We start from the raw sequence: 19,901 nt of genomic DNA, 5'->3' as shown, positions 1-19,901 counted from the left end.
CATGTATCGCCCGAAGGCCTTTCAAGTGGACGATCCGGCGATGCTCTATCGCTTTATTGCCGAGCATCCGCTCTCGACGTTCGTGACGACCGACGAACTGGGGACGATCGCAACCTCCCAGCTACCGCTTCTCCGAAGCGAACGAGACGGCGCAACGACGCTGATCGGACACCTGGCGCGTGCCAATCCGCAATGGCAGCAGAACCCACATCCCGGTGCGCAGGCGGTCGCGCTTTTCGTCGCGGCACGAGCGTACATCAGCCCGGCGTGGTACGCCTCGGCGCGCGAACATGGCCGAGTCGTCCCGACGTTCGATTACATCGCGGTCGAGGCGCGGGGCAGCGTACGATTCGTGCACGACGAACCGACGTTGCTCGCGTTCGTGAGCGCGTTGACTGCGCAAGAAGAAGCGCGCATCGGCGGCGTGTGGTCGCCTCGGACGCTCGCACAGGATTTCCTCTCCTCACAACTACGGGCGATCGTCGGCGTGGAGCTACAGGTTTCGCAGATCGTCGGAAGCTTCAAACTGAGTCAAAATCGTTCGCACGACGATATCGCAGGCGTCGTCGCGGGATTGCATGCCCTCGGAAACCCGCAGTCGCATTGCATGGCCGATCTGATTGCCTCGTCCGAGCCGCCCCGCGAGCCTCGCCCATGACGCTGCGCGAGGCGCTGTTGCGCGGCCGGCGCAGGCCCCGTGCCTGGGGTTCCGGGTCGCCCACCACCTATCGTGGCGATGGGTACGAGTTCGTCGAGCTACGCTCGTACGTTCCCGGCGACGACGTTCGGCGCATCGATTGGGCGGCGACCGCGCGAGCCGGCGCATTGCAGACCCGCGTCATTCTCGAAGACGTCGCGCTCACGCTTGCAGCGATCGTCGACGACTCCGGTTCGATGCAGGTCGGGCGGCAGCGCCGTCTGATCGACGCAGCGGAGGACGCCCTCGAGCTGTGGCTGGAGAGCGCGCTTTCCGACGACCGTGTGATGCGCGTCGGCCCCGATGTGGTCGTGCCGAGGCAGGGACTGCGCGGGCGGCAAGCCGCGCGCATCGCGAAAGCCCCGCTCGATGTCGCCTTCGATCTGCGCTCCTGCCTCGAAACGGCGCACGCGGCGCTCCCGCGCGGAAGCGCCTTGCTCGCGATCTCCGATTGGCACGATGCCGAACGTCCGGAGGTCGCGCGTCTTCTGGCCGAACTCGGGCGCCGCTTCGATTGCACGGCGCTGGTCGCGCGCGATCCGTGGTACGACGACTTCCCGCCGCGAGGGTTCACGACGTTTCGCGGGACCGAAGGCGGGAGTCTAGCCGTCTTTGTGGGCGCACGCGAGCGAGTGCGCTACGTCCGCGCAGTGCAAGAGCGCGAGGCGCGCATCGTTCGCAGCCTCGACGAAGCGCGCTGGCGCGTGGGCATCTTGCACGAATCGGACGGCGCCGCGGCGCTCGCCGGCGCGTTCGGCATTCCTCACCTCCGCCGGGAGCGTGTGGGATGAGCTTCGATCATCCGTGGCGTCTGCTTCCCGCGCTGCTCCTGGCTGCGGCGGTGCTGTGGTTGTTGCAGCGCGCGCAGCGACGCGAGCATGCGAACGCGCTCGCCTATAGCAATATCGAGTTTCTCACCGTGGCGTTACAACCACGGGCATGGATTCCCCGGGCGATGCGTGCGGCCACGATCGCAGGCTTGCTGTTGTTGGCGATTGCCGCCGCGGGACCACGCGTGGTTTTACCCGTCCCCGTGCACGACGGATACGCATTCATCTGCATCGATACGTCCGGATCCATGCAATCGACCGACGTGATCCCCAATCGGGCTCAGGCCGCCAAGGCCGCCGCGCGCGCCTTCATCCAGCAAGCCGCGGCGGGCACACATGTCGGCGTCATCGCGTTCTCTACCGCCGCGAGCATCGTGCAACCGTTAACGACCGACCATACGCAAGCAATTCGCGCTCTCGCGGATGTCCCCGAACCCAACGGGGCGACCGCGATCGGCGACGCGCTGCGCTTGGCCGCGCAAGCGATGCCCGCCGCCGGCCACCGAGCGATCGTCCTGATCACCGACGGCGTCAATAACACCGGCACCGATCCGGCCGCGATGGCGCAATGGCTCGGCGCGCACCACATTCCCGTGTACACGGTGGGCATCGGAACCAACAGCGGGAGCCTGATCCCCGGCACCATGCAGCCCGCCACCATCGACGAAGGCGCGTTGCGCGCGTATGCGAACGAAAGCGGCGGTGCGTACGCTCGGGCCGAGGGAGCCGCGCAGCTCGAACGCGTGTTGGCACGGCTCGGGCGAGTCGTGTCGTTGGAGAACAAGCCGCTCGACGTAGCGATCCCGGTTGCACTTCTTGGAGGAGCCACGATCGTTCTGGTTCTGCTTGCATTCATCGGTCTCGGGAGGCTCCCATGACGGATATCGAATCCAGTCGCCACACGTACGAGCGCGAGGCGCTCCTCGAAGAGACGCTCGCGTCCGATCCGATCGTCCAATTGCAACGCTGGCTCGATGAAGCATACGCGAAAGCCGGTCTCGACGAACCGAACGCGATGTGCGTCGCTACCGTTGCGGCGACCGGACGTCCGTCGAACCGCATGGTGCTCCTGCGCGGGCTCGACGAACGGGGGCTCGTTTTCTACACCTCATATCTGAGTCGCAAGGCGCGCGAGATCGATGCGAACCCCTATGCGGCCGCGACGTTCTTCTGGGCGCAGCTCGAACGGCAAGTGCGGGTAGAAGGTGCGATCGCCGCGCTTCCCGAGGACGAATCCGATGCCTACTTCGCAACCCGTCCGCGCGGTCACCGCCTCTCGGCGTGGGCCTCCGAACAGAGCGAGACCATCGACCGCCGCGAGACGCTGGAGGAGCGCATGGCGCATTTTGACGCGCGTTTCGAAGGCGAAGAGGTACCGCGTCCGCATTCCTGGGGCGGATACCTGATCGTTCCCGATGCGCTCGAGTTTTGGCAGGGTCGTCGCAATCGCATGCACGATCGCCTGCAGTATCGGCGCGACGGGCGCGCTTGGAGCCTGCACCGCCTCCAACCGTGACGAGCGTGCAAGCGTGTTTGATACGGATGTCGGTTCGGGAACGGTTGTGGCACGAAAGGAACACCTGATAATGACGTTCGAGAGTAGTTTTGAGACCGAGTTGTACCACGATCCGCTCGCTGCGGAATCCGCAGTGGAACGCTTGCACGCACTCGGTTACGCGCGAGAAGACATCAGTGTCATGATCGACGACAAAACCCGCGAGCGCGCGTTCGCCGCGCTAACCAACAGCAAGGGCAGCGAAGGCGCCGCGACCGGCGCGGCCGTCGGCGGCGTGCTCGGCGCCATCGTCGCCGGGATGACTGCAACCGGAAGCATCGCCGCGATCGTCGGGACGGGTGGGCTTGCAACCCCGCTGGTTGCCGGACCGCTTGCCGCAGCGCTGGTCGGCCTTGGAGCCGGCGGGGCAGCCGGCGGCGTCATCGGCGGACTGGTCGGCCTCGGAGTTGGCGAGCACCGCGCCAGAGAGTACGAGAAGGGTCTGCGCGACGGCGGCATCCTTATCGCCATCAAGCCCAAAGCCCACCACGACAAAGCCGAGATCCGATCGGCGTTCGGGAGCGAGCGTCTGCGCGATGCGCGCACCGGCGAGCTGGACGCTTCGGTCGATTATGCGGGGCAGATTCCCGGGAGCGAAGCCGGGCGCCGGCAACGCTGATTAGCGGAATGGCCGAACGCGGCGGTTCTGCGACGTTTCTCGTCCAGGACTCCGGCCGCGTTCGGGCCAATCCGTAGGCCCCAGCATGGCGCGCCGCAACATTATGGTCATCGGGTCTGGGCCGATCGTTATCGGTCAGGCCGCCGAATTCGATTATGCGGGCGTGCAAGCGTGCCGGGCCCTCCGCGAAGAAGGCCACCGCGTCGTTCTCGTCAACAGCAATCCGGCCACGATCATGACCGATCCCGAGGTGGCCGACGCGGTCTACCTCGAGCCGCTGACGGTTCGATCCGTCGAACAGATCATCGAGCGCGAGCGGCCGGATGCACTGCTTCCCACCCTCGGCGGCCAGACCGGTTTGAATTTAGCCGTCGAACTCGCCCGGGCCGGCGTTCTCGAGCGGTATAACGTCGAATTACTCGGCACGCCCCTCGACACGATCGAACTCGCCGAAGACCGCGAGCGCTTCAAAGAGAAGATGATCGAAATCGGAGAGCCCGTAGCGCAAAGCGCGATCGTGACGACCATCGACGAAGGGCTCGCGTTCGCGCAGGAGATCGGCTACCCGCTCGTGGTTCGTCCCGCGTACACGCTGGGTGGAACCGGCGGCGGGGTCGTCTATTCGGAAGAAGAGCTCCGCGAACGTCTCGATGCAGGGCTCAACGCGAGCCTCATCCACCAAGTATTACTCGAAGTCTCGCTCCTGGGCTGGAAAGAGATCGAGTACGAAGTGCTGCGCGACTCGGCAAACAATTGCATCATCGTCTGCAATATGGAGAACATCGATCCGGTCGGCGTGCATACCGGCGACTCGATCGTGGTCGCGCCGTCGCAGACGCTCTCCGACGTCGAGTACCAAATGCTGCGGACTTCGAGCTTGAACGTCATCCGCGCGCTCAACGTGCAGGGCGGCTGCAACATTCAATTCGCGTTGCATCCCGATCGTAGCGAGTACGCGATCATCGAAGTCAATCCGCGCGTCTCCCGCAGTTCCGCACTAGCATCGAAAGCAACCGGGTATCCGATCGCCAAGATCTCCACCCGGATCGCGCTCGGGCAAACGCTGGACACGATCCCGAACCCGGTAACGGGCGTTACGACGGCGGCCTACGAGCCGACGCTCGATTACGTGGTGGTCAAGATTCCACGCTGGCCGTTCGACAAATTCCCGCTGGCGGATACGCATCTCGGAACGCAGATGAAATCGACGGGCGAAGCGATGGGAATCGGGCGGACGTTTCGCGCCGCGATGCTCAAGGCGCTGCGCGGCTTGGATCTCAAACGCGATACGCTCACCGGCGCGGGATTCGAGGCGTGGAGCGCATCGGAGCTCGAGGCGATCGTCGTCAAACCGACGCACGACCGGCTGTTCGCCGTCTGCGAGCTACTCCGCCGCGCGTTGCAGGGCGGCGATTCGGATGAGACGCTCGCGGCCTGCATCGCGCACGTTCACGACCTGTGCGACATCGATGCATTTTGGCTCTATGAGTTCGCCGCGCTCGTCGCGCTCGAAGAGCGATTGCGCGCCGGCTCGAGCGATGCGGACATCGACGAGGCGTTCGTATGCGGATATTCGGCTCAGGCCATCGAGCAGCTCTGTCGCGACGGCAACGCCGTTGCCGCTCGCCGTACGGACGGCGCCTTTCGGATGGTCGACACGGCGGCCGCAGAGTTTCCCGCGCGCTCGCCCTACTATTATCTCTCGCGCGGCGAGACCGACGAGATGCGCCCAACGCCGGATCGCGCGGTCGTCGTCGTCGGCAGCGGGCCGATTCGCATCGGGCAAGGCATCGAATTCGATTACAGTTGCGTCCACGCGGCCTGGGCGCTCAAGGATGCCGGTTTCTCACCGGTCGTCGTCAACAACAACCCCGAGACCGTTTCGACCGATTTCGACGTCAGCGACGCGCTCGTCTTCGAGCCGCCCGGCGCCGATGAAGTCGAAGATGCATATCGCGCGACGAACGCGCTCGGCGTGATGCTCGCCTTCGGCGGACAGACGGCGATCAATCTCGCCGGGGAACTGAGCCGTCGCGGCGTGCGCATCATCGGCAGCGATCGCGCCAGCCTCGATATGGCCGAGGACCGAGAACAATTCGACGCCGCGCTGCAACGCCTGGGCGTCGCGCGGCCGGAAGGCAAGGCCGCGCGCAGCTTCCGCGAGGCGCGTGCGCACGCGCGCGAACTCGGGTTCCCGGTCTTGGTGCGACCGTCGTTCGTACTCGGCGGCCGCGGCATGGAGATCGTCTATAACGAAGGGCAACTCGCGTCGTATGCCGAGTCCGCCCCGCCGATTCTTCCCGACGCGCCGCTGCTCGTCGACAAATATCTGCGCGGTTTGGAAGTGGAAGTCGATGCGGTCTTCGACGGCGAGGACATCCTGATTCCCGGCATCTTCGAGCATCTCGAGCGCGCGGGCATCCATTCGGGAGACTCGATCAGCGTCTATCCGACCCAAACGATCGATGCGGCGATGGAGCAACGGATCCTCGGCGTCACCACCGCAATCGCCAAGGAGCTGCGCATTCGCGGGCTGATCAACATTCAGTTCGTCATTCACGAAGGGCAGCTCTACATCATCGAAGCCAATCCACGCGCGAGCCGCACGGTGCCGATCATCCAAAAAGCTACCGGCGTCAACCTGGTCGCGGCGGCAACCCGGATCGCGCTAGGAGAGAAGCTGCGCGATATGCCGTACGGGATCGGGCTACGCCCACGCACGCCGTACGTCGTCGTGAAAGTCCCGGTGTTCTCGTTCTCGAAGATGCGCGGCGTCGAAACGGTTTTGGGGCCCGAGATGAAATCGACCGGCGAGGTGCTGGGCATCGACGACAGCTTTGCCGGCGCCTTGCGCAAAGGTTTTATCGGCGCCGGGATCCGGCTCCCGGGCACGGGTGGGCGCATCTTGGTATCGATCGCCGACGAAGAAAAACATGCGGCGGTTCCCGTGCTTCGCCGATACGCGGACCTCGGGCATACGCTCGTTGCGACGGCCGGTACCCGCGACGTGCTCGAAGCGGCCGGCATCGCGAGCGAGGCGATCAACAAGATCGCGGACGGTTCGCCGCACGTTCTCGAACTGATCCATCAGCGCAAGGTCGATCTGGTGATCAATGACGCGCTCGGTCAACGAGAGCTCACCGATAATTACCGCATTCGGCGAGCCGCGGTCGAAGCGGGGATCGCCTGCCTGACGTCGCTCGACACCGCGAAAGCCTTGGTCACCGCGCTCGAAACCGTGCCGGGCGCGCCGCGGAGCCTGCAAGAGTATCGTAACGGAGCGCTATCGACGGGAGAGTTGCATGGATGAATCACAAGTGTACGTGCTTGGAGGGAACGCCAGCACGCTCGCGTTCGTCAACAGCTTTCGCCCGGACGGGAGCACGATCACCGCACGATTGGTCCCGCTTGCGTGGACGCCCGTCGGCGTCGCCGTCGGCGAAGGATGGCAAAACGTCGGCATCGCCAAAGACGGCCTGATCGACTGGGTCGATCGCACGTTCTTTCCCGAAGACGAGCGCTCGTTCATCGCGCCGGTGCGCGATATCGAACTCTTGACGCGCGTCGAATGGCATAGCGAATTGCCGGAGTCGCTGACCGATCGCAACGTGCTCAATATCGAGGACGTCCCGGATGAAGTCTCCGAGGGCCTGACCCATCCGCCGGTCGCCGTCGTGCAGTGTGCGGCGTGCCGGCGGTTATGCGTGCGCGACGATTTTGTGTGGAAAGAGAAACAACTCTGCGCGTGGGATTTCCACTCCACCGTGTTCGGTAAGCGCGGGCCTTGGCGCAACGGGCCATACGAACCACACCATTTTGAAACGCTCCCAACCTGCGCCTACGTCGCCGGCCCGATCCTCGCGGAAATGAATATCGAAGTGGTCGTCCTTACGAACGCCATCGATGAAGACGTCGCCCGTCGCATCGTCGAGGTGGTTCTCGGCGCCGACGCGACCCATTCGCACATGGCGGTTCGCACCGAGGGCGGGTTCACCGTGCTGCGCGAGAGCGCATGACCAATCGCGCGATCGCGCGTTTGTCGTTCCTCTTCGTGCTGCTCTTCCTCGCGTTGGCCGTGCGGCAGTTCTACGTGCAACTAATCGAAGGGCCGTCGATCGCCGCAAAACCGTACAACCCGCGTCACGCGCTGCTCGACGCCGGGCGCGGGCGCATCCTCGCAACGGATGGTACGGTGCTGGCCCAGACCGTCGGCAACAAGCGTGTCTACGCGCTCGGGCCCGCCCTCGCACAAACGCTCGGCTACGTTTCGGCGCGATACGGCACGAGCGGCCTCGAGGACGCGTACGATCGCGCGCTTTCGCCGACCGGCAGCACCGGCGATCCGGTCGCTCAATTCCAGGAGATCCTGGACGCCGTTCGAGGCAAACCGGCCAGAACCGGCGGAGCGGATGTGGTGACGACGATCGTTCCCGCCATCCAGCGCAAGCTGTACGATTTGCTGTCGCAACATGCGCGCGATGCCGGCGTGGTTCTCGATCCGCGCACGGGCGCCGTGCTCGCGATCGCCAGCATGCCGACGTTCGATCCCAACCACCTCAATGCGATTTTTCCGCAATTGACTACCGACACGAGCAGCCCGCTGCTCGATCGGGCGATCGACGGCCTCTACCCGCCCGGCTCGACGTTCAAGATGTTCACGGCGGGTGCGGCACTCGATTCCGGAACCGTTACGCCGCAGACGCGTTTCGAAGACCCTGGTTACCTGTACATCGGGAACTTCAAGCTGCATAACGACGAAAGCGAAGCGACCGGGTACGCCGACGTCACCACGGCCTTTGCGCTATCGAGCAACGTCGATTTCGCGCAGATCACGTTGAAGATGGGCCTCGATACGTTTTACGAATACCTCTCCAAATGGGGCATCGGCGATTCGCTGGACTTTCAACTGCCGGCTCAGCGCGATCGCGTGCCCCCCAAGGACTCGGTCGTGCCCGGCGAACTCGCCCAGATGGGGTTCGGCCAGGGCGCGCTCCTGATGACGCCGTTGCAGATGGCGCTCATCGCCTCGACGATTGCCAACGGCGGCAACGAGCCGCGTCCGTATATCGTGCGTCAAATCGTTCGCAATGGGACCGTCGCGAGCGTCTATAGCACCGGTACGCTTGCTTCGCCGATATCGGCGGATACCGCCGCCGAAGTGAAGAAGATGATGATTGCCGTGGTGCAACGGGGAACCGGTACCAGCGCGGCGCTGCCGGGTGTCACGGTGGCCGGCAAGACCGGTACTGCCACCAACCCGTTCGGCCGCGCGCACTCGTGGTTCGTCTGCTTCGCTCCGGCCGACCATCCGCGTGTGGCGGTGGCCATCGTCGTTGAAAACGGCGGGTACGGGGCGGCGGTGGCCGCGCCGATCGCCCGTGAAGTCCTGCGTACCGCTCTTGGAAGCATGAAGACATAGAACGTTGATCGAGCAACAGACCTTCAACAATCGCTACCGGCTCGACGGGAGACTGGGCGAAGGCGGCATGGCGACGGTCTATTGTGGGACCGATACGCTGCTGCGCCGGCGCGTCGCCGTGAAGGTGCTGCGTCCTCAATACGCCTCCGACGCCGAATTCGTACGGCGCTTCTATCAGGAGGCCGAATCCGCCGCGAAGCTCTCGCATCCGAATATCGTCAACACGTACGACGTCGGCCGCGAAGGCGACACGTACTACATCGTCATGGAACTCGTCGACGGATCGACGCTCGCGGAGATCATCACCTCAGACGGAAAACTACCCGAGCCGGTAGCGATCGATTACGCGGCGCAGATTTGCAACGGCCTCGCGTACGCCCACCGTCAAGGCTTGCTCCACCGCGACGTCAAGCCCGCGAATATCTTAGTGACGAAAGACGACGTGTGCAAGCTCTCCGATTTCGGCATCGCACGCGCGGTCTCGCAACATACGATGACGCTGACCAAGCCGGGCTTGGTGATGGGCAGCGTCTTTTACATCTCTCCCGAGCAGGCACAGGGACACGAGCTCCACGAGACCTCCGACCTCTACAGCGTGGGCGTCGTGCTCTACCAAATGCTCACGGGCAAGCTGCCCTTCACCGGAGAATCGCCCGTCACCGTCGCGCTCAAACACATCGGCGACCCGGTACCGACCCTGGATACGAAAGCGCTGGGCATTAGTCCGGCGCTCGCCGCAATCGTGAACAAGCTGCTGCAGAAACGGCCGGAGAATCGCTTCCAGTCGGCGAGCGACGTCGCGTCGGCTCTACGAGAGGCTCGCGAGCGCCCGAGCGTCGCCGCTTACACGCTGCAAAACGATGCTCCGACGCAACTCTTCGAAACGCAAAAGCCGCCGCCCCGACGCTCGCCGATGCCGGATCGCATGTACACGTCGATTAGCGAAGAAGAAGAGCGCCGCTCGAATCGCGGTTCCGGATTCGCGCTATGGCTGATCGTCGCCCTCGCCGTAGCCACCGCTGCCGGCTACTTTCTCTTCGGGCGTCCGTTACCGAATCTCGCGGCGAACGTCACGGTAGCGGATTACAGCGCGATGAGCGACGTGCAGGCCCAACAAGCCGTCGTCAATCTCGGCCTCGTCGCACGTTTTTTGAAGAGTCCGAGCGATAGCGTGCCCGCCAATCACGTCATTCGCCAAAACCCCGCGCCCGGTACCAAAGTTGACAAAAACAGCGTCGTCGAGCTGGTTATCAGCAACGGGTTGCCATTGGTCGGCTTGCGCGACGTGCGGAGTTTCTCGGCTAGCGACGCGCAACGCATCTTGCAGGACGATCGATTCAAGGTCAAAGTCCTTCGAAGGTTCGACAACGCGCCCAAGGACAGCGTGATCGATCAGCATCCCGCGCCCGGATCGCAGGTTCGCCGATCGTCGGTCATCACGCTGGTCGTATCGAACGGCCCCAAGCCGGTTGCGATGCCTAGTTTCGTGGGTATGAACGTTGACGACGCACAGGCATTGGCTCAGAAGCTCGGCATCACGATCGATCTATCGCAACGCGCGCCGGTCGCGGGCGTGGCACCCGACACCGTTGCGTCCCAGGATATCGCCGCCGGTCAACGGGTCGATCGAACGGCGGTCGTGCACGCTCTCGTCAGCACCGGAGACCCGAACACGACGCAGACGGCGCAAGTAGCCGTCCCGAGCGTCCAGGGATCGCCGTACAAACTCGCCATCCGTACGTTAACCGGCGACGGTTTTCGCGTCGCCGTGCAATTCACCATACAGAGCGCTGCGAACGGAACGATCGTCGCACAATCGCCCGATCCTCAAAGCCAGGCGATGCAAGGCTCGACCGTGAGCGTCACGCTATCGGTTCCGGGTGAAGTCCCGGATACCGAAGGGATGACCATCGATCAAGCGCACGACGCGTTGGCCGCGGCCGGATACAGCATCGGGACCATGACCTATACGTCGATCGAGGGGGCCAACGGGCACGTCGTGCGTACCGAGCCCGAGGTCGGCACGAACTTGGCACCGGGATCGTCCGTGACGCTGATCGTCAACGGGCCGTAGGTGCCTACCAAGCCGCTGCGGGTCCTCGGGATCGATCCGGCCTTGCGCGTCACCGGCTACGGCGCGATCGAGCGCGTCGGCGAGCGAATCGCACTCATCGAGGCCGGTATCGTCGCTCCGAACGTCGATCGTCCGTTGGAAGAGCGCCTGCGGGAGCTGCACGCCGGTATCGCCGACATCATCGCGCAAACGCGACCCGACGTGATCGTAATCGAAGAGCTCTACAGCACCTACAAGAACCCCACCACCGCGATCCTGATGGGGCACGCGCGAGGCGTCATGTGCCTGGCAGGTGCGCAAGCGCGCCTGCCGGTGTTCACGTTGGGTCACTCCTACGTCAAGCGCGCGCTGATCGGCTCCGGCAGCGCGCGTAAAGAGCAAGTCAACGCGATGGTCACGCGTTTGCTGCGGTTGCGCGTCGCGCCGAAGCCGAACGACGTCTCCGACGCCCTGGCGATCGCGCTCGCATATCTCAACAGCAGCGAGTTGCCGGCCGTATTGCGCATCCCGCCCGTGCCACGCCGCAGACGCGGATTTATCGGCTGATCCGTCGAAGGCCGCAAGGATGTTCTCTCGCATTAGCGGATCGCTGGTCGAGCGAGCCCACGAAACCGTCGTTCTGGACGTACATGGGCTGGGTTACGAAATCGTCCTCCCGCCATGCGTCGCCGAAAAGGTCGCCCAAGCTCCGGGAGAGCGCGTCGCGCTTGAAATCTTCTCCGTCCTGAATATGGATGGAAACAGCGGCCGCTTCACCTACTACGGATTCACCAATGCGATCGAGCGCGAGTTTTTCGAAGCGTTGTTGAGCGTGGCCTCGATCGGCCCCCGCTCCGCCGCGCGCGCCTTTTCGCAGCCGATGTCGTCGATTGCGAGCGCCATCGACCGAGGCGATCACGCGGCCCTCAAAACGCTCCCGGGCATCGGGCAGCAGAAGGCGCGCGACATCGTCGCGAAATTGCAGGGCAAGGTCGCGAAATTTCTGCTGATCCAAGATGCGCCCAGCGCCCCGACCGCAACGATACCCGGTTTCGCCGACGAGGCGCTCGCGGTGCTGCTCCAACTCGAGTACAAGCGTGGCGAAGCCGAATCGATGATTCGAGAAACGTTGGAGAGCGCGCCGGCGATCCGCGACTCCGAGACGCTCCTCGCCGAGATCTATCGCCAGAAAGCCCAGCGCAAGAGCGAATGACGGCACGCGATGCATGAGGATACGGCCCGCAAGCGTCTGATCGGTCCGGACGACGCGCAGGGACCCGAACGAATCGTCGATCCGACCGACACGCTCGAGGATGAAGTCTACGGCGCATCCCTTCGGCCGCGGTCGTTTGCCGACTACGTCGGGCAGGAGCGGGTCGTAGAGAATCTGCGAATTGCGATCGCCGCTGCATCCAAGCGTGGAGAACCGCTCGATCACATCTTATTCTTTGGGCCGCCGGGCTTAGGCAAGACGACGCTGGCCGGTTTGATTGCCAGGGAGATGGGCGCGAATTTTCGCCCCACCAGCGGGCCTACGCTCGAGAAACCGAAGGACCTCGTCGGCATCCTCACCTCGCTCGAAGATGGCGACGTGCTGTTCATCGACGAGATTCATCGCCTGGGACGCGTCGTGGAAGAATTTCTCTATCCCGCGATGGAGGATTATCAGATCGATTTCGTCGTCGATCGCGGCGCTTACGCCAAGACGCTCAAATTACCGCTCAAACAATTCACGCTCGTCGGAGCAACCACGCGCGCGGGGATGTTAACCGCGCCGTTACGCGAGCGCTTCGGCATCGTGCACCATCTCGATTACTACGCAGTGGAAGAATTGGAGCGGATCGTCACGCGCTCGGCCTCGGTGCTCAACGTGCCGATCGATGCCGCCGGCGCACACACCATCGCCGCGCGAAGCCGCGGGACGCCGCGCATTGCCAATCGCCTGCTGCGACGCGTTCGCGACTTCGCCGAAGTGCGGGCCGAGGGACGCATCGATGCGAGCGTTGCCGACGAGGCCCTGCGCCGCGAAGGCGTGGACGATCTGGGCCTGGACCGCCTGGATCGGGCGTTCTTGCGTACCATCGTGGAACAATACGGCGGCGGCCCGGTCGGCATGGGAGCGATCGCGGCGACACTCACCGAGGATGCCGAAACGCTCGAGGACGTCGTCGAACCCTACCTGCTCAAGCATGGATTCGTCGTGCGCACCGCCAGCGGGCGTAAAGCGACACCGGTTGCATACCGTCACCTCGGCACGCATTCGGACGCTCCCGAGCAAGGGCGCTTGTGGTGATTCCGCGCTCGCGTTTCCTTGCCGCCGCAGGTGCGGGGATGCTCGGGTTCGCAACGCGCGGTCGCGCGCGTGCGGGAGCGGCCGACGAATTCGACCCCGCTACCACAACCACGCGGCAAGCGTTACGCGTCTTGCTCGGGCGCGGCACGGCCGTCGTGCAAGGCCCCGATCGCTTCGCATTCAACGGACGCCCCTACCGCGGAACGTTTACGCAGACTCCGGATGGTTCGATCGTCAATCTGGTCGATCTCGAGGCCTATCTCTACAGCGTCGTCCCGCGCGAAATGTCGCCGGCGTGGCCGAGCGCGGCGATGCAAGCGCAAGCGATCTGCTCGCGTACCTACGTGTTGCAGCGGAGCAATCCGCGCCGCGCGTACGACGTCGTTCCCTCGGAACTCGATCAGGTTTACGGCGGATACGCTTCGGAATCACCCGCGGCGCGCGCGGCGGTCGACGCCACCGCCGGGTCGGTCCTGCGATACGCCGACGCGTTCGCCTACGCGCTCTACTCGTCGTGCTGCGGCGGCCACACCGAGGCATCGTCCGACGCTTGGAACGGGCCCTCATTCGCCTATCTGATGGGCGTTCCGTGCCCGTATTGCACGGCTTCGCCGTACTATCGCTGGCAGCGCACCCTTCCTTTAGCGACGGTGGCGAGCGCTTTTACCGCGCAACTCGCACCCATCGGCGCGTTGACCGACGTGCGCCTCGGCGCGATCGATCCGAGCGGCCGCGCCAAGACCGTCGAACTGGATGCCGGCGGCGCCTCGGAGTTCGTCATGGCCAGTCGCTTTCGGCTTTCCGTCGGCGCGCGCACGGTACCGAGCCTGTTGATCACGAAGATGGGCTTGATGAACGATTCCCCCGCCTCACCTGCCCAAGAGCCGGGAACGCTGGCCATTGCCGGCGGAGGCCTCGGGCACGGGGTCGGCCTGTGTCAATGGGGAGCGCTCGGCATGGCGCTGGCCGGGCATCGTGCGTCCGATATTCTCGCGTTCTATTTTCCAGGAACCACTATCGGACATGACTGACGACGAAAACGATAAGCGCTACGCCTTACGGCTACGCAAGTTCATCGACGTCGTCGTTGAAGATCCGCTCTCGGCCATGCTCTTTCGCGGCGCGGTTGCCGATATTTCGCCGACCGGGATGCGCGTGATCGTCGATCAGTATCTGCCGGTTGGAACCAAATATACGCTCACGATGAAACGTAGCCCATTCTTGCGGCTTCGCGGCCAAGTCCGATGGATCAAGGGCTTCAACGACGACACCTTTCAAGTCGGCATCCTGATCGTCGACGCCACCGACGACGACAGGAAACGTCTGACGAATTTCCTCGAGCTGGAGCACCAACGTCTATCGACCAGCTAGCCAGCGCCTACGATTTCGAACTTCCCGCCGACCTCATAGCCCAGCACCCCGCGGAACGACGCGATGCGAGTCGCCTGATGGTCGTCGGCGCAGCGCGCGTCGAACATCGCATCTTTCACGATTTACCGCAGCTGTTGCGCCGCGGCGATCTGTTGGTTCTAAACGAAACGCGCGTGATCGCCGCGCGCATCTTCGGCACGCGCGTCGTCCCCGAGGGGGCGGGCGGGCGCGTGGAATTGCTGCTCTTGCACCCCGCGGAGTCCATGCGCTACGATGCCGCCGCAACGCGCTGGGTCGCGCTCGCGCGCCCGGCGCGCCGGCTACGCGTGGGCGAACGCATCGCGTTCGAGGGTTTCGGCAGCGCCCGCGTGGAGCGCGAATTCGACGGGGGGATGCGCGAGGTCGCCTTCGATCTCGATCGGCCGTTCGAAGCATTTCTAGCTCAGGCGGGCCGGCTTCCGCTGCCGCCGTACATCAAGAACGATAGCGACGAAGCCCAAGCCCGCTACCAAACCGTCTTCGCGCGCACCCCGGGCAGCGTCGCCGCCCCAACCGCTTCGCTGCACTTCACGCCCGAGGTGCTGCAGGCGCTCGATACCGCCGGCGTCGAGATCGCCCGGCTCACGCTGGATGTCGGGATCGGAACCTTTCGGCCCATGCAGAGCGAGCGTATCGACGAACACGTGATGCATGCCGAGCGATTTCATATCCCGCCGGCAGCCGTCGACGCCATAGCGCAAGCGCGCCGCGAAGGCCGCAGGGTCGTTGCGGCGGGCACCACCGTGGTTCGCGCCCTGGAGGGAAGCGCGCGGGCCAACGGGCGCATCCTAGCGGGAGAACAGCAGACCGACATCTTCATCGCACCCGGCTTCCAATTTCAGGCCGTCGACGCCATGATCACCAATTTTCATTTACCGCGCTCGACGCTGCTGGTATTGGTGAGCGCCTTTGCCGGCCGCGAGCGGATCGCACGTGCTTATCGAACCGCCGTCCAAGAGCGCTACCGATTTTTCTCTTTCGGCGATGCGATGCTCCTGACGCGGGACTCTTGAACTCGATGTGGGTACTTTCAAAGCCGTGAACTACATAGCGTTTGCAAATCCGGGGCCTGCCGGCGTGCTCTACGTGGCCGAAGGGCCCGCACCCACGCCCGGCGCGGGCGAAGTCCTCATCAAAGTCGAGGCCGCCGGCGTCTGCCGCGCCGATACCCTCCAGCGGGCCGGTTCGTATCCGCCGCCGCCCGGCGCGTCGCCGGTCCTCGGCCTCGAGGTCTCGGGAACGATCGCCGCGTTAGGCGATGCCACCGACGGGCTACGGGCCGGCGATCGCGTCGTCGCGCTCTGCAACGGCGGAGGCTATGCCGAATACGTCGCCGTCCCGTACGGGCAAGTCTTGCCGCTGCCGTCCACCTGGTCGTTTATCGAAGGCGCCAGCCTCCCGGAAAACGCATTCACGGTCTTCGACAACGTCTTCACGCGGGCGCGCCTGCAGCCGGGCGAGACATTGCTCGTCCACGGGGGTTCGAGCGGCATCGGTACGACCGCTATCATGTTCGCACGCGCGCTTGGCTCCAACGCGATCGTCACCGTCGGAAGCGATGCGAAGGGCGCGGCCTGCATCGAGTACGGAGCGAACGCCGCAATCAACTACCGCGAACGCGATTTCGTCGCAGAAGTAGCGCGCCTTACCGACGGGCGCGGCGTCGATGCGATCCTCGACATCGTCGGCGGTGACTACATCGCGCGCGACATCGAATGCCTCGCCACCGATGGGCGTATCGCCTGCATCGCAACCGCGGGCGGCGCCAGCGCAACGATCGACATCGGCAAGCTGATGCGCAGACGCGGGACGATCATGGGCTCGAGCCTGCGAGCGCGCACGACGGCCGAGAAAGCCGCAATCGCTCGCTCACTTCGCGAGCGCATCTGGCCCCTGCTCGAAGCGCGCATGGCCATCGTACCGGCGATCGACTCACTCTATACGTTCGGCGAAGCCGCAAAAGCCCACGAGCGCATGGAGTCCAGTCGCCATATCGGCAAAATCGTGCTCGTGCCGGACGCATCCCAAGCGGACTGATCCGGGTCGCAAGAAGAAGACCACGCGCCTCCGAAGAGGCCGTGATACGTCATCGAACTAGAAGGGTAGAATCCTCGCATGAACGTTTATACACCACATAAATGGGAACTTTCGGGTCTTGCCGGCATCTCCGACGAGACGCTGCAGATCCATTTCGGCCTCTACGAAGGCTACGTCAAAAACACCAACCTGCTCAACGAGCGTATCGGCGAATTGCGCGCGGCCGGCAAAAACGTCGGCTCCGACCCCGCGTACGCCGAACTCGTGCGGAGGCTCGGTTGGGAGTACAACGGCATGCGTTTGCACGAATTGTACTTCGATAACATGACCAAGAGCCCGACCGAACTAAAATCCGGCAAACTCTACGACGCGCTCGGGGCGGCATACGGCAGCTTCGATGCGTGGAAGAAAGATTTCTCCGCCGTCGGCGCGATGCGCGGCATCGGCTGGGCGATCGCCTATATGGATCCGACCAACGGTCAAATCACCAACCATTGGATCACCGAACACGAGATGGGGCATCCCGCGGGATTCAAACCGATCGTGGTGCTGGACATTTGGGAGCACGCGTACTTCCGCGACTACAAACCGGCGGATCGTCCGAAGTACATCGAAGCGTTCCTTGCTAATACCGATTGGGCCGCCTGCGAAAAGCGCCTCGCGTAAGGTTCTTCGTTAGCCGCCGCCGGTGACGCGAGGGCGCCCCGGTGGTGTGGGGAAACGTTCGTCAGCGCGCATCCTGCGCGCTTCCTACTCCTACGTTTTTGTGCAACATTCAAAGGAAGTTCGACATCCTGTCGATTGCACAAAAATCGCAGGTTCCCCACACCACCGGGGCGCCCTCGCGTCACCGGCTATCTATATTCAATCAAATCACTGCGCAGCAGTAACGATGATTGTTTTGAAATCCGTGTACCAGACTAGGCCGGGGGGCGCGTCTTTTTGTTTTCTGACGTGTTTGCGCTCGGTGTAATCGATCGGAACCTTCGTTCCGGTTTTCGCCTTCGAATGCTGGGCGGCTAGCCGCGCGGCTTCCATCACGTCGTCGTCGTTCGGCTCGCGGCGATCGTCGCGTTGCACGATGACGTGAGCGCCCGGTATGCCTTGAGCGTGAAACCAGAGATCGCCGGGACGTGCCACTCGGAACGTCAGGTCGGCGTTCTCCGTCGGCGAGCGTCCCACCAAGATTCGGCTGCCGTTCGGCGTGCGCACTTCGAGCGGCGCGCGTTTGCGTTTCTTGGCGGCCTTCGCCGTGGTCGAACGATGCGGCTCGATTCCGGCTACGGCATCTTCGACATCCGAGAGATCCTCGTCGGCGGCGCGTTCGACTTCCCATGCCAGGGCTTCGATCGCTTCGCGTTGCGTCAGCAGCGAACGCTCGCGCTCGTCGAGATGCGGGAGCGACGCTCCCAGCTTCTTGTATTCGGAGAAGAGTTTTAACGCGCGTTCCTTGGCTTCGTCGCGCCCGGACTCGTCCAGTTCGTATAACGTGTTGTAGATCGTCTCTCCCTGCGTTCGCAGGGTTTCGCGGTCGATCGCTTTAGCGCGCTTTGCGGCGATCGTCGCCAACTCGCTTTCGGTGCGTTTCGCCCGATCGGCAAGGCGTTTTCGTAATGCGGCGCGGCGCGCGCCGGTTCGCGCGCGCTCGGCGCCGCCGGCGTTCGCGTTGCGCGCTTCGCCCAGCAGCGAGAGCAGCGAGGCCTCGCGCGGGCCGGGTTGCGCGTCTTCCAGGTTGGGGAGTTCCAGCACGTGCGCTTGCAGCAGCACGCCGTTACGGCGATAGGTGTAGAGCGGTTCGCGCATCGCGGCGTCGCTCTCGAAATAGGCGAGCGCATCCGGTTCGGCGAGGCCTGCGCCCGCTTGCGCGATCAACTTCGGTATCAACGAAGCCTGCGGCCTGGCTGGCGGCGGTTGGTAGGCCATGCCGGTTTGAATCGCGCGCGTGCCGTTCTGCGCGAGCGAGAACTCCTTGGCGGCGGTGACGATCGTTTCGCGCTTTGTGAGGATGACGTTCCCGAAGCGCGGCACCAACTCGATGTAGAGTTCGACTTCGTCGCCGACGCCGAAGCGCGACCTGGCTCCAAACGTCAAGCGGATCAACCGGTCGCCTTTGCGCGCTTTTGCGCCCAGGAGCGCCATGCCGCGGAGCGTGACGCCCAAGGCGCGTATGAAGCCGGGCTCGGCAGCGATCGGCAGCTCTCCGTCTTCTACGGTGACCACGGGCGGGGTGCCGAAGATATCGATGCAGAGCAGCGTCGTCTGGCCGCGATTCCAGAGGGCGATCGCGGTGCGCTTGTCGGGCAGGAGCCCGACGTCTCGTACTTTCGCGCCGCGGAAGCGTTGCTCGATCTCGAATGCGAGCCGCCGAATTAAAACCCAGTCCGTCACCATGCCAGCGGCATGATTCGCACGTCTTGGTGAAATACTCTCTGCTGTATGATCCGCATCGCAGCCTCTATCCTCATCGTGGCGTCCGTGTTGGCATTAGGTGCCTGTTCCTCAGGTGTTGCCGGACCTGCCGGATGGAAGAAGACGGGGCCGGGAGTGTGGACGAGCCCAACAGGCGAGCGGTACGCCTACGTTTCGCGCAAATTCGATGGAACCATCAGCGATCTGGCCTCGCAGGTCGCAACCGATATGGAACTCTCGCACCGGGGAGCGCGGCTGTTGCGCAGCGATCCGATCGCCGCGTGCCCGGCTCAAGCGGCCATCGCGACGTTCGTGCAAGGGACGACCACGATCGAGCAAGCCTTCGGCGTCATCGACAACCGGAGTATTACGATCGCGTATTCGCGGCCGAGCGGCGCGCCCGAGGCCGCGGCAGCAACGGCGGCGATGGAACACACGCTCTGCGCGGCGCCGCTGTAAGCTTCGGCCCTACCGCTTTGCCGCCGCAAAGCGGTCGCGCAGTTCGCGTTTGAGGACTTTGCCGCTCGGGCCCAGCGGCATCGCTTCGATGAAGTGGACGTGACGCGGATATTTATATTT

General features: G+C 64.0%; 19 protein-coding genes. 18 read left to right on the top strand and 1 reads right to left on the bottom strand.

What is annotated here, in order from left to right:
* Position 1: 1 nt before the first annotated feature.
* The 17 genes from VMW12_06605 (at position 2) to VMW12_06525 (ending at position 17,579) form a co-directional block, all read left to right on the top strand.
* Positions 2-658, top strand: a complete 657-nt coding sequence (locus tag VMW12_06605) for an FMN-binding negative transcriptional regulator (protein ID HUZ49401.1) — start codon at positions 2-4, stop codon at positions 656-658.
* Complete coding sequence (locus VMW12_06600; GenBank protein ID HUZ49400.1) at positions 655-1,488, top strand: DUF58 domain-containing protein; 834 nt, start codon at positions 655-657, stop codon at positions 1,486-1,488. The genes VMW12_06605 and VMW12_06600 overlap by 4 nt, the downstream gene beginning before the upstream one ends.
* Positions 1,485-2,405, top strand: a complete 921-nt coding sequence (locus VMW12_06595) for a VWA domain-containing protein (protein ID HUZ49399.1) — start codon at positions 1,485-1,487, stop codon at positions 2,403-2,405. The genes VMW12_06600 and VMW12_06595 overlap by 4 nt, the downstream gene beginning before the upstream one ends.
* The gene (gene pdxH, locus VMW12_06590; GenBank protein ID HUZ49398.1) at positions 2,402-3,043 is read left to right on the top strand and encodes a pyridoxamine 5'-phosphate oxidase; all 642 of its coding nucleotides are present in this window, start codon (positions 2,402-2,404) and stop codon (positions 3,041-3,043) included. Before VMW12_06595 ends, pdxH begins: the two co-directional genes overlap by 4 nt.
* Positions 3,044-3,113: 70 nt before the next feature.
* A complete protein-coding gene (locus tag VMW12_06585) occupies positions 3,114-3,701 on the top strand; it encodes a hypothetical protein (GenBank protein HUZ49397.1) in 588 nt (195 codons plus the stop codon).
* 85 nt (positions 3,702-3,786) lie between these two features.
* Positions 3,787-7,011 carry a carbamoyl-phosphate synthase large subunit gene (carB, locus tag VMW12_06580; GenBank protein ID HUZ49396.1) on the top strand — a complete coding sequence of 1,075 codons (3,225 nt, stop codon included), beginning with the start codon at positions 3,787-3,789 and terminating at the stop codon, positions 7,009-7,011.
* Positions 7,004-7,717, top strand: coding sequence for a hypothetical protein (locus tag VMW12_06575; protein ID HUZ49395.1), 714 nt, complete (start codon positions 7,004-7,006; stop codon positions 7,715-7,717). The genes carB and VMW12_06575 overlap by 8 nt, the downstream gene beginning before the upstream one ends.
* Positions 7,714-9,120 (top strand): penicillin-binding transpeptidase domain-containing protein, encoded by a 1,407-nt coding sequence (locus tag VMW12_06570; GenBank protein HUZ49394.1) that lies wholly within the window; start codon positions 7,714-7,716, stop codon positions 9,118-9,120. Before VMW12_06575 ends, VMW12_06570 begins: the two co-directional genes overlap by 4 nt.
* 4 nt (positions 9,121-9,124) lie before the next feature.
* Positions 9,125-11,194 carry a Stk1 family PASTA domain-containing Ser/Thr kinase gene (gene pknB / locus VMW12_06565; protein ID HUZ49393.1) on the top strand — a complete coding sequence of 690 codons (2,070 nt, stop codon included), beginning with the start codon at positions 9,125-9,127 and terminating at the stop codon, positions 11,192-11,194.
* Positions 11,195-11,740, top strand: coding sequence for a crossover junction endodeoxyribonuclease RuvC (gene ruvC, locus VMW12_06560; GenBank protein ID HUZ49392.1), 546 nt, complete (start codon positions 11,195-11,197; stop codon positions 11,738-11,740).
* A 19-nt stretch (positions 11,741-11,759) separates the two neighbouring features.
* Positions 11,760-12,386 (top strand): Holliday junction branch migration protein RuvA, encoded by a 627-nt coding sequence (ruvA, locus tag VMW12_06555; GenBank protein HUZ49391.1) that lies wholly within the window; start codon positions 11,760-11,762, stop codon positions 12,384-12,386.
* A gap of 9 nt (positions 12,387-12,395) precedes the next feature.
* Complete coding sequence (gene ruvB / locus VMW12_06550) at positions 12,396-13,466, top strand: Holliday junction branch migration DNA helicase RuvB (GenBank protein HUZ49390.1); 1,071 nt, start codon at positions 12,396-12,398, stop codon at positions 13,464-13,466.
* The gene (locus tag VMW12_06545; protein HUZ49389.1) at positions 13,460-14,497 is read left to right on the top strand and encodes a SpoIID/LytB domain-containing protein; all 1,038 of its coding nucleotides are present in this window, start codon (positions 13,460-13,462) and stop codon (positions 14,495-14,497) included. Before ruvB ends, VMW12_06545 begins: the two co-directional genes overlap by 7 nt.
* On the top strand, positions 14,490-14,837 hold the full coding sequence (locus VMW12_06540) for a PilZ domain-containing protein (protein ID HUZ49388.1): 348 nt from the start codon (positions 14,490-14,492) through the stop codon (positions 14,835-14,837). Before VMW12_06545 ends, VMW12_06540 begins: the two co-directional genes overlap by 8 nt.
* Complete coding sequence (gene queA, locus VMW12_06535) at positions 14,825-15,889, top strand: tRNA preQ1(34) S-adenosylmethionine ribosyltransferase-isomerase QueA (GenBank protein ID HUZ49387.1); 1,065 nt, start codon at positions 14,825-14,827, stop codon at positions 15,887-15,889. Before VMW12_06540 ends, queA begins: the two co-directional genes overlap by 13 nt.
* Before the next feature lie 25 nt (positions 15,890-15,914).
* Positions 15,915-16,913, top strand: coding sequence for an NAD(P)H-quinone oxidoreductase (locus tag VMW12_06530; GenBank protein HUZ49386.1), 999 nt, complete (start codon positions 15,915-15,917; stop codon positions 16,911-16,913).
* A gap of 78 nt (positions 16,914-16,991) precedes the next feature.
* Complete coding sequence (locus VMW12_06525; GenBank protein ID HUZ49385.1) at positions 16,992-17,579, top strand: Fe-Mn family superoxide dismutase; 588 nt, start codon at positions 16,992-16,994, stop codon at positions 17,577-17,579.
* Positions 17,580-17,786: 207 nt separating this feature from the next.
* Here the strand turns inward: VMW12_06525 and VMW12_06520 are convergent, their stop codons facing one another.
* Complete coding sequence (locus tag VMW12_06520) at positions 17,787-19,304, bottom strand: NFACT RNA binding domain-containing protein (protein HUZ49384.1); 1,518 nt, start codon at positions 19,302-19,304, stop codon at positions 17,787-17,789.
* Between the two features lie 45 nt (positions 19,305-19,349).
* Here VMW12_06520 and VMW12_06515 point away from each other — a divergent pair, with 45 nt between their 5' ends.
* Positions 19,350-19,781: a hypothetical protein gene (locus VMW12_06515; GenBank protein ID HUZ49383.1), complete on the top strand. Its 432-nt coding sequence runs from the start codon at positions 19,350-19,352 to the stop codon at positions 19,779-19,781.
* The last annotated feature ends 120 nt before the right edge of the window (positions 19,782-19,901 follow it).

The sequence above is a fragment of the Candidatus Dormiibacterota bacterium genome (assembly GCA_035532835.1).
Classification (GTDB): Bacteria; Vulcanimicrobiota; Vulcanimicrobiia; order Vulcanimicrobiales; family Vulcanimicrobiaceae; genus DAHUXY01.
The sequence above is the reverse complement of the archived record's forward strand: the minus strand, read 5'-3'. Positions and strand labels throughout refer to the sequence as shown.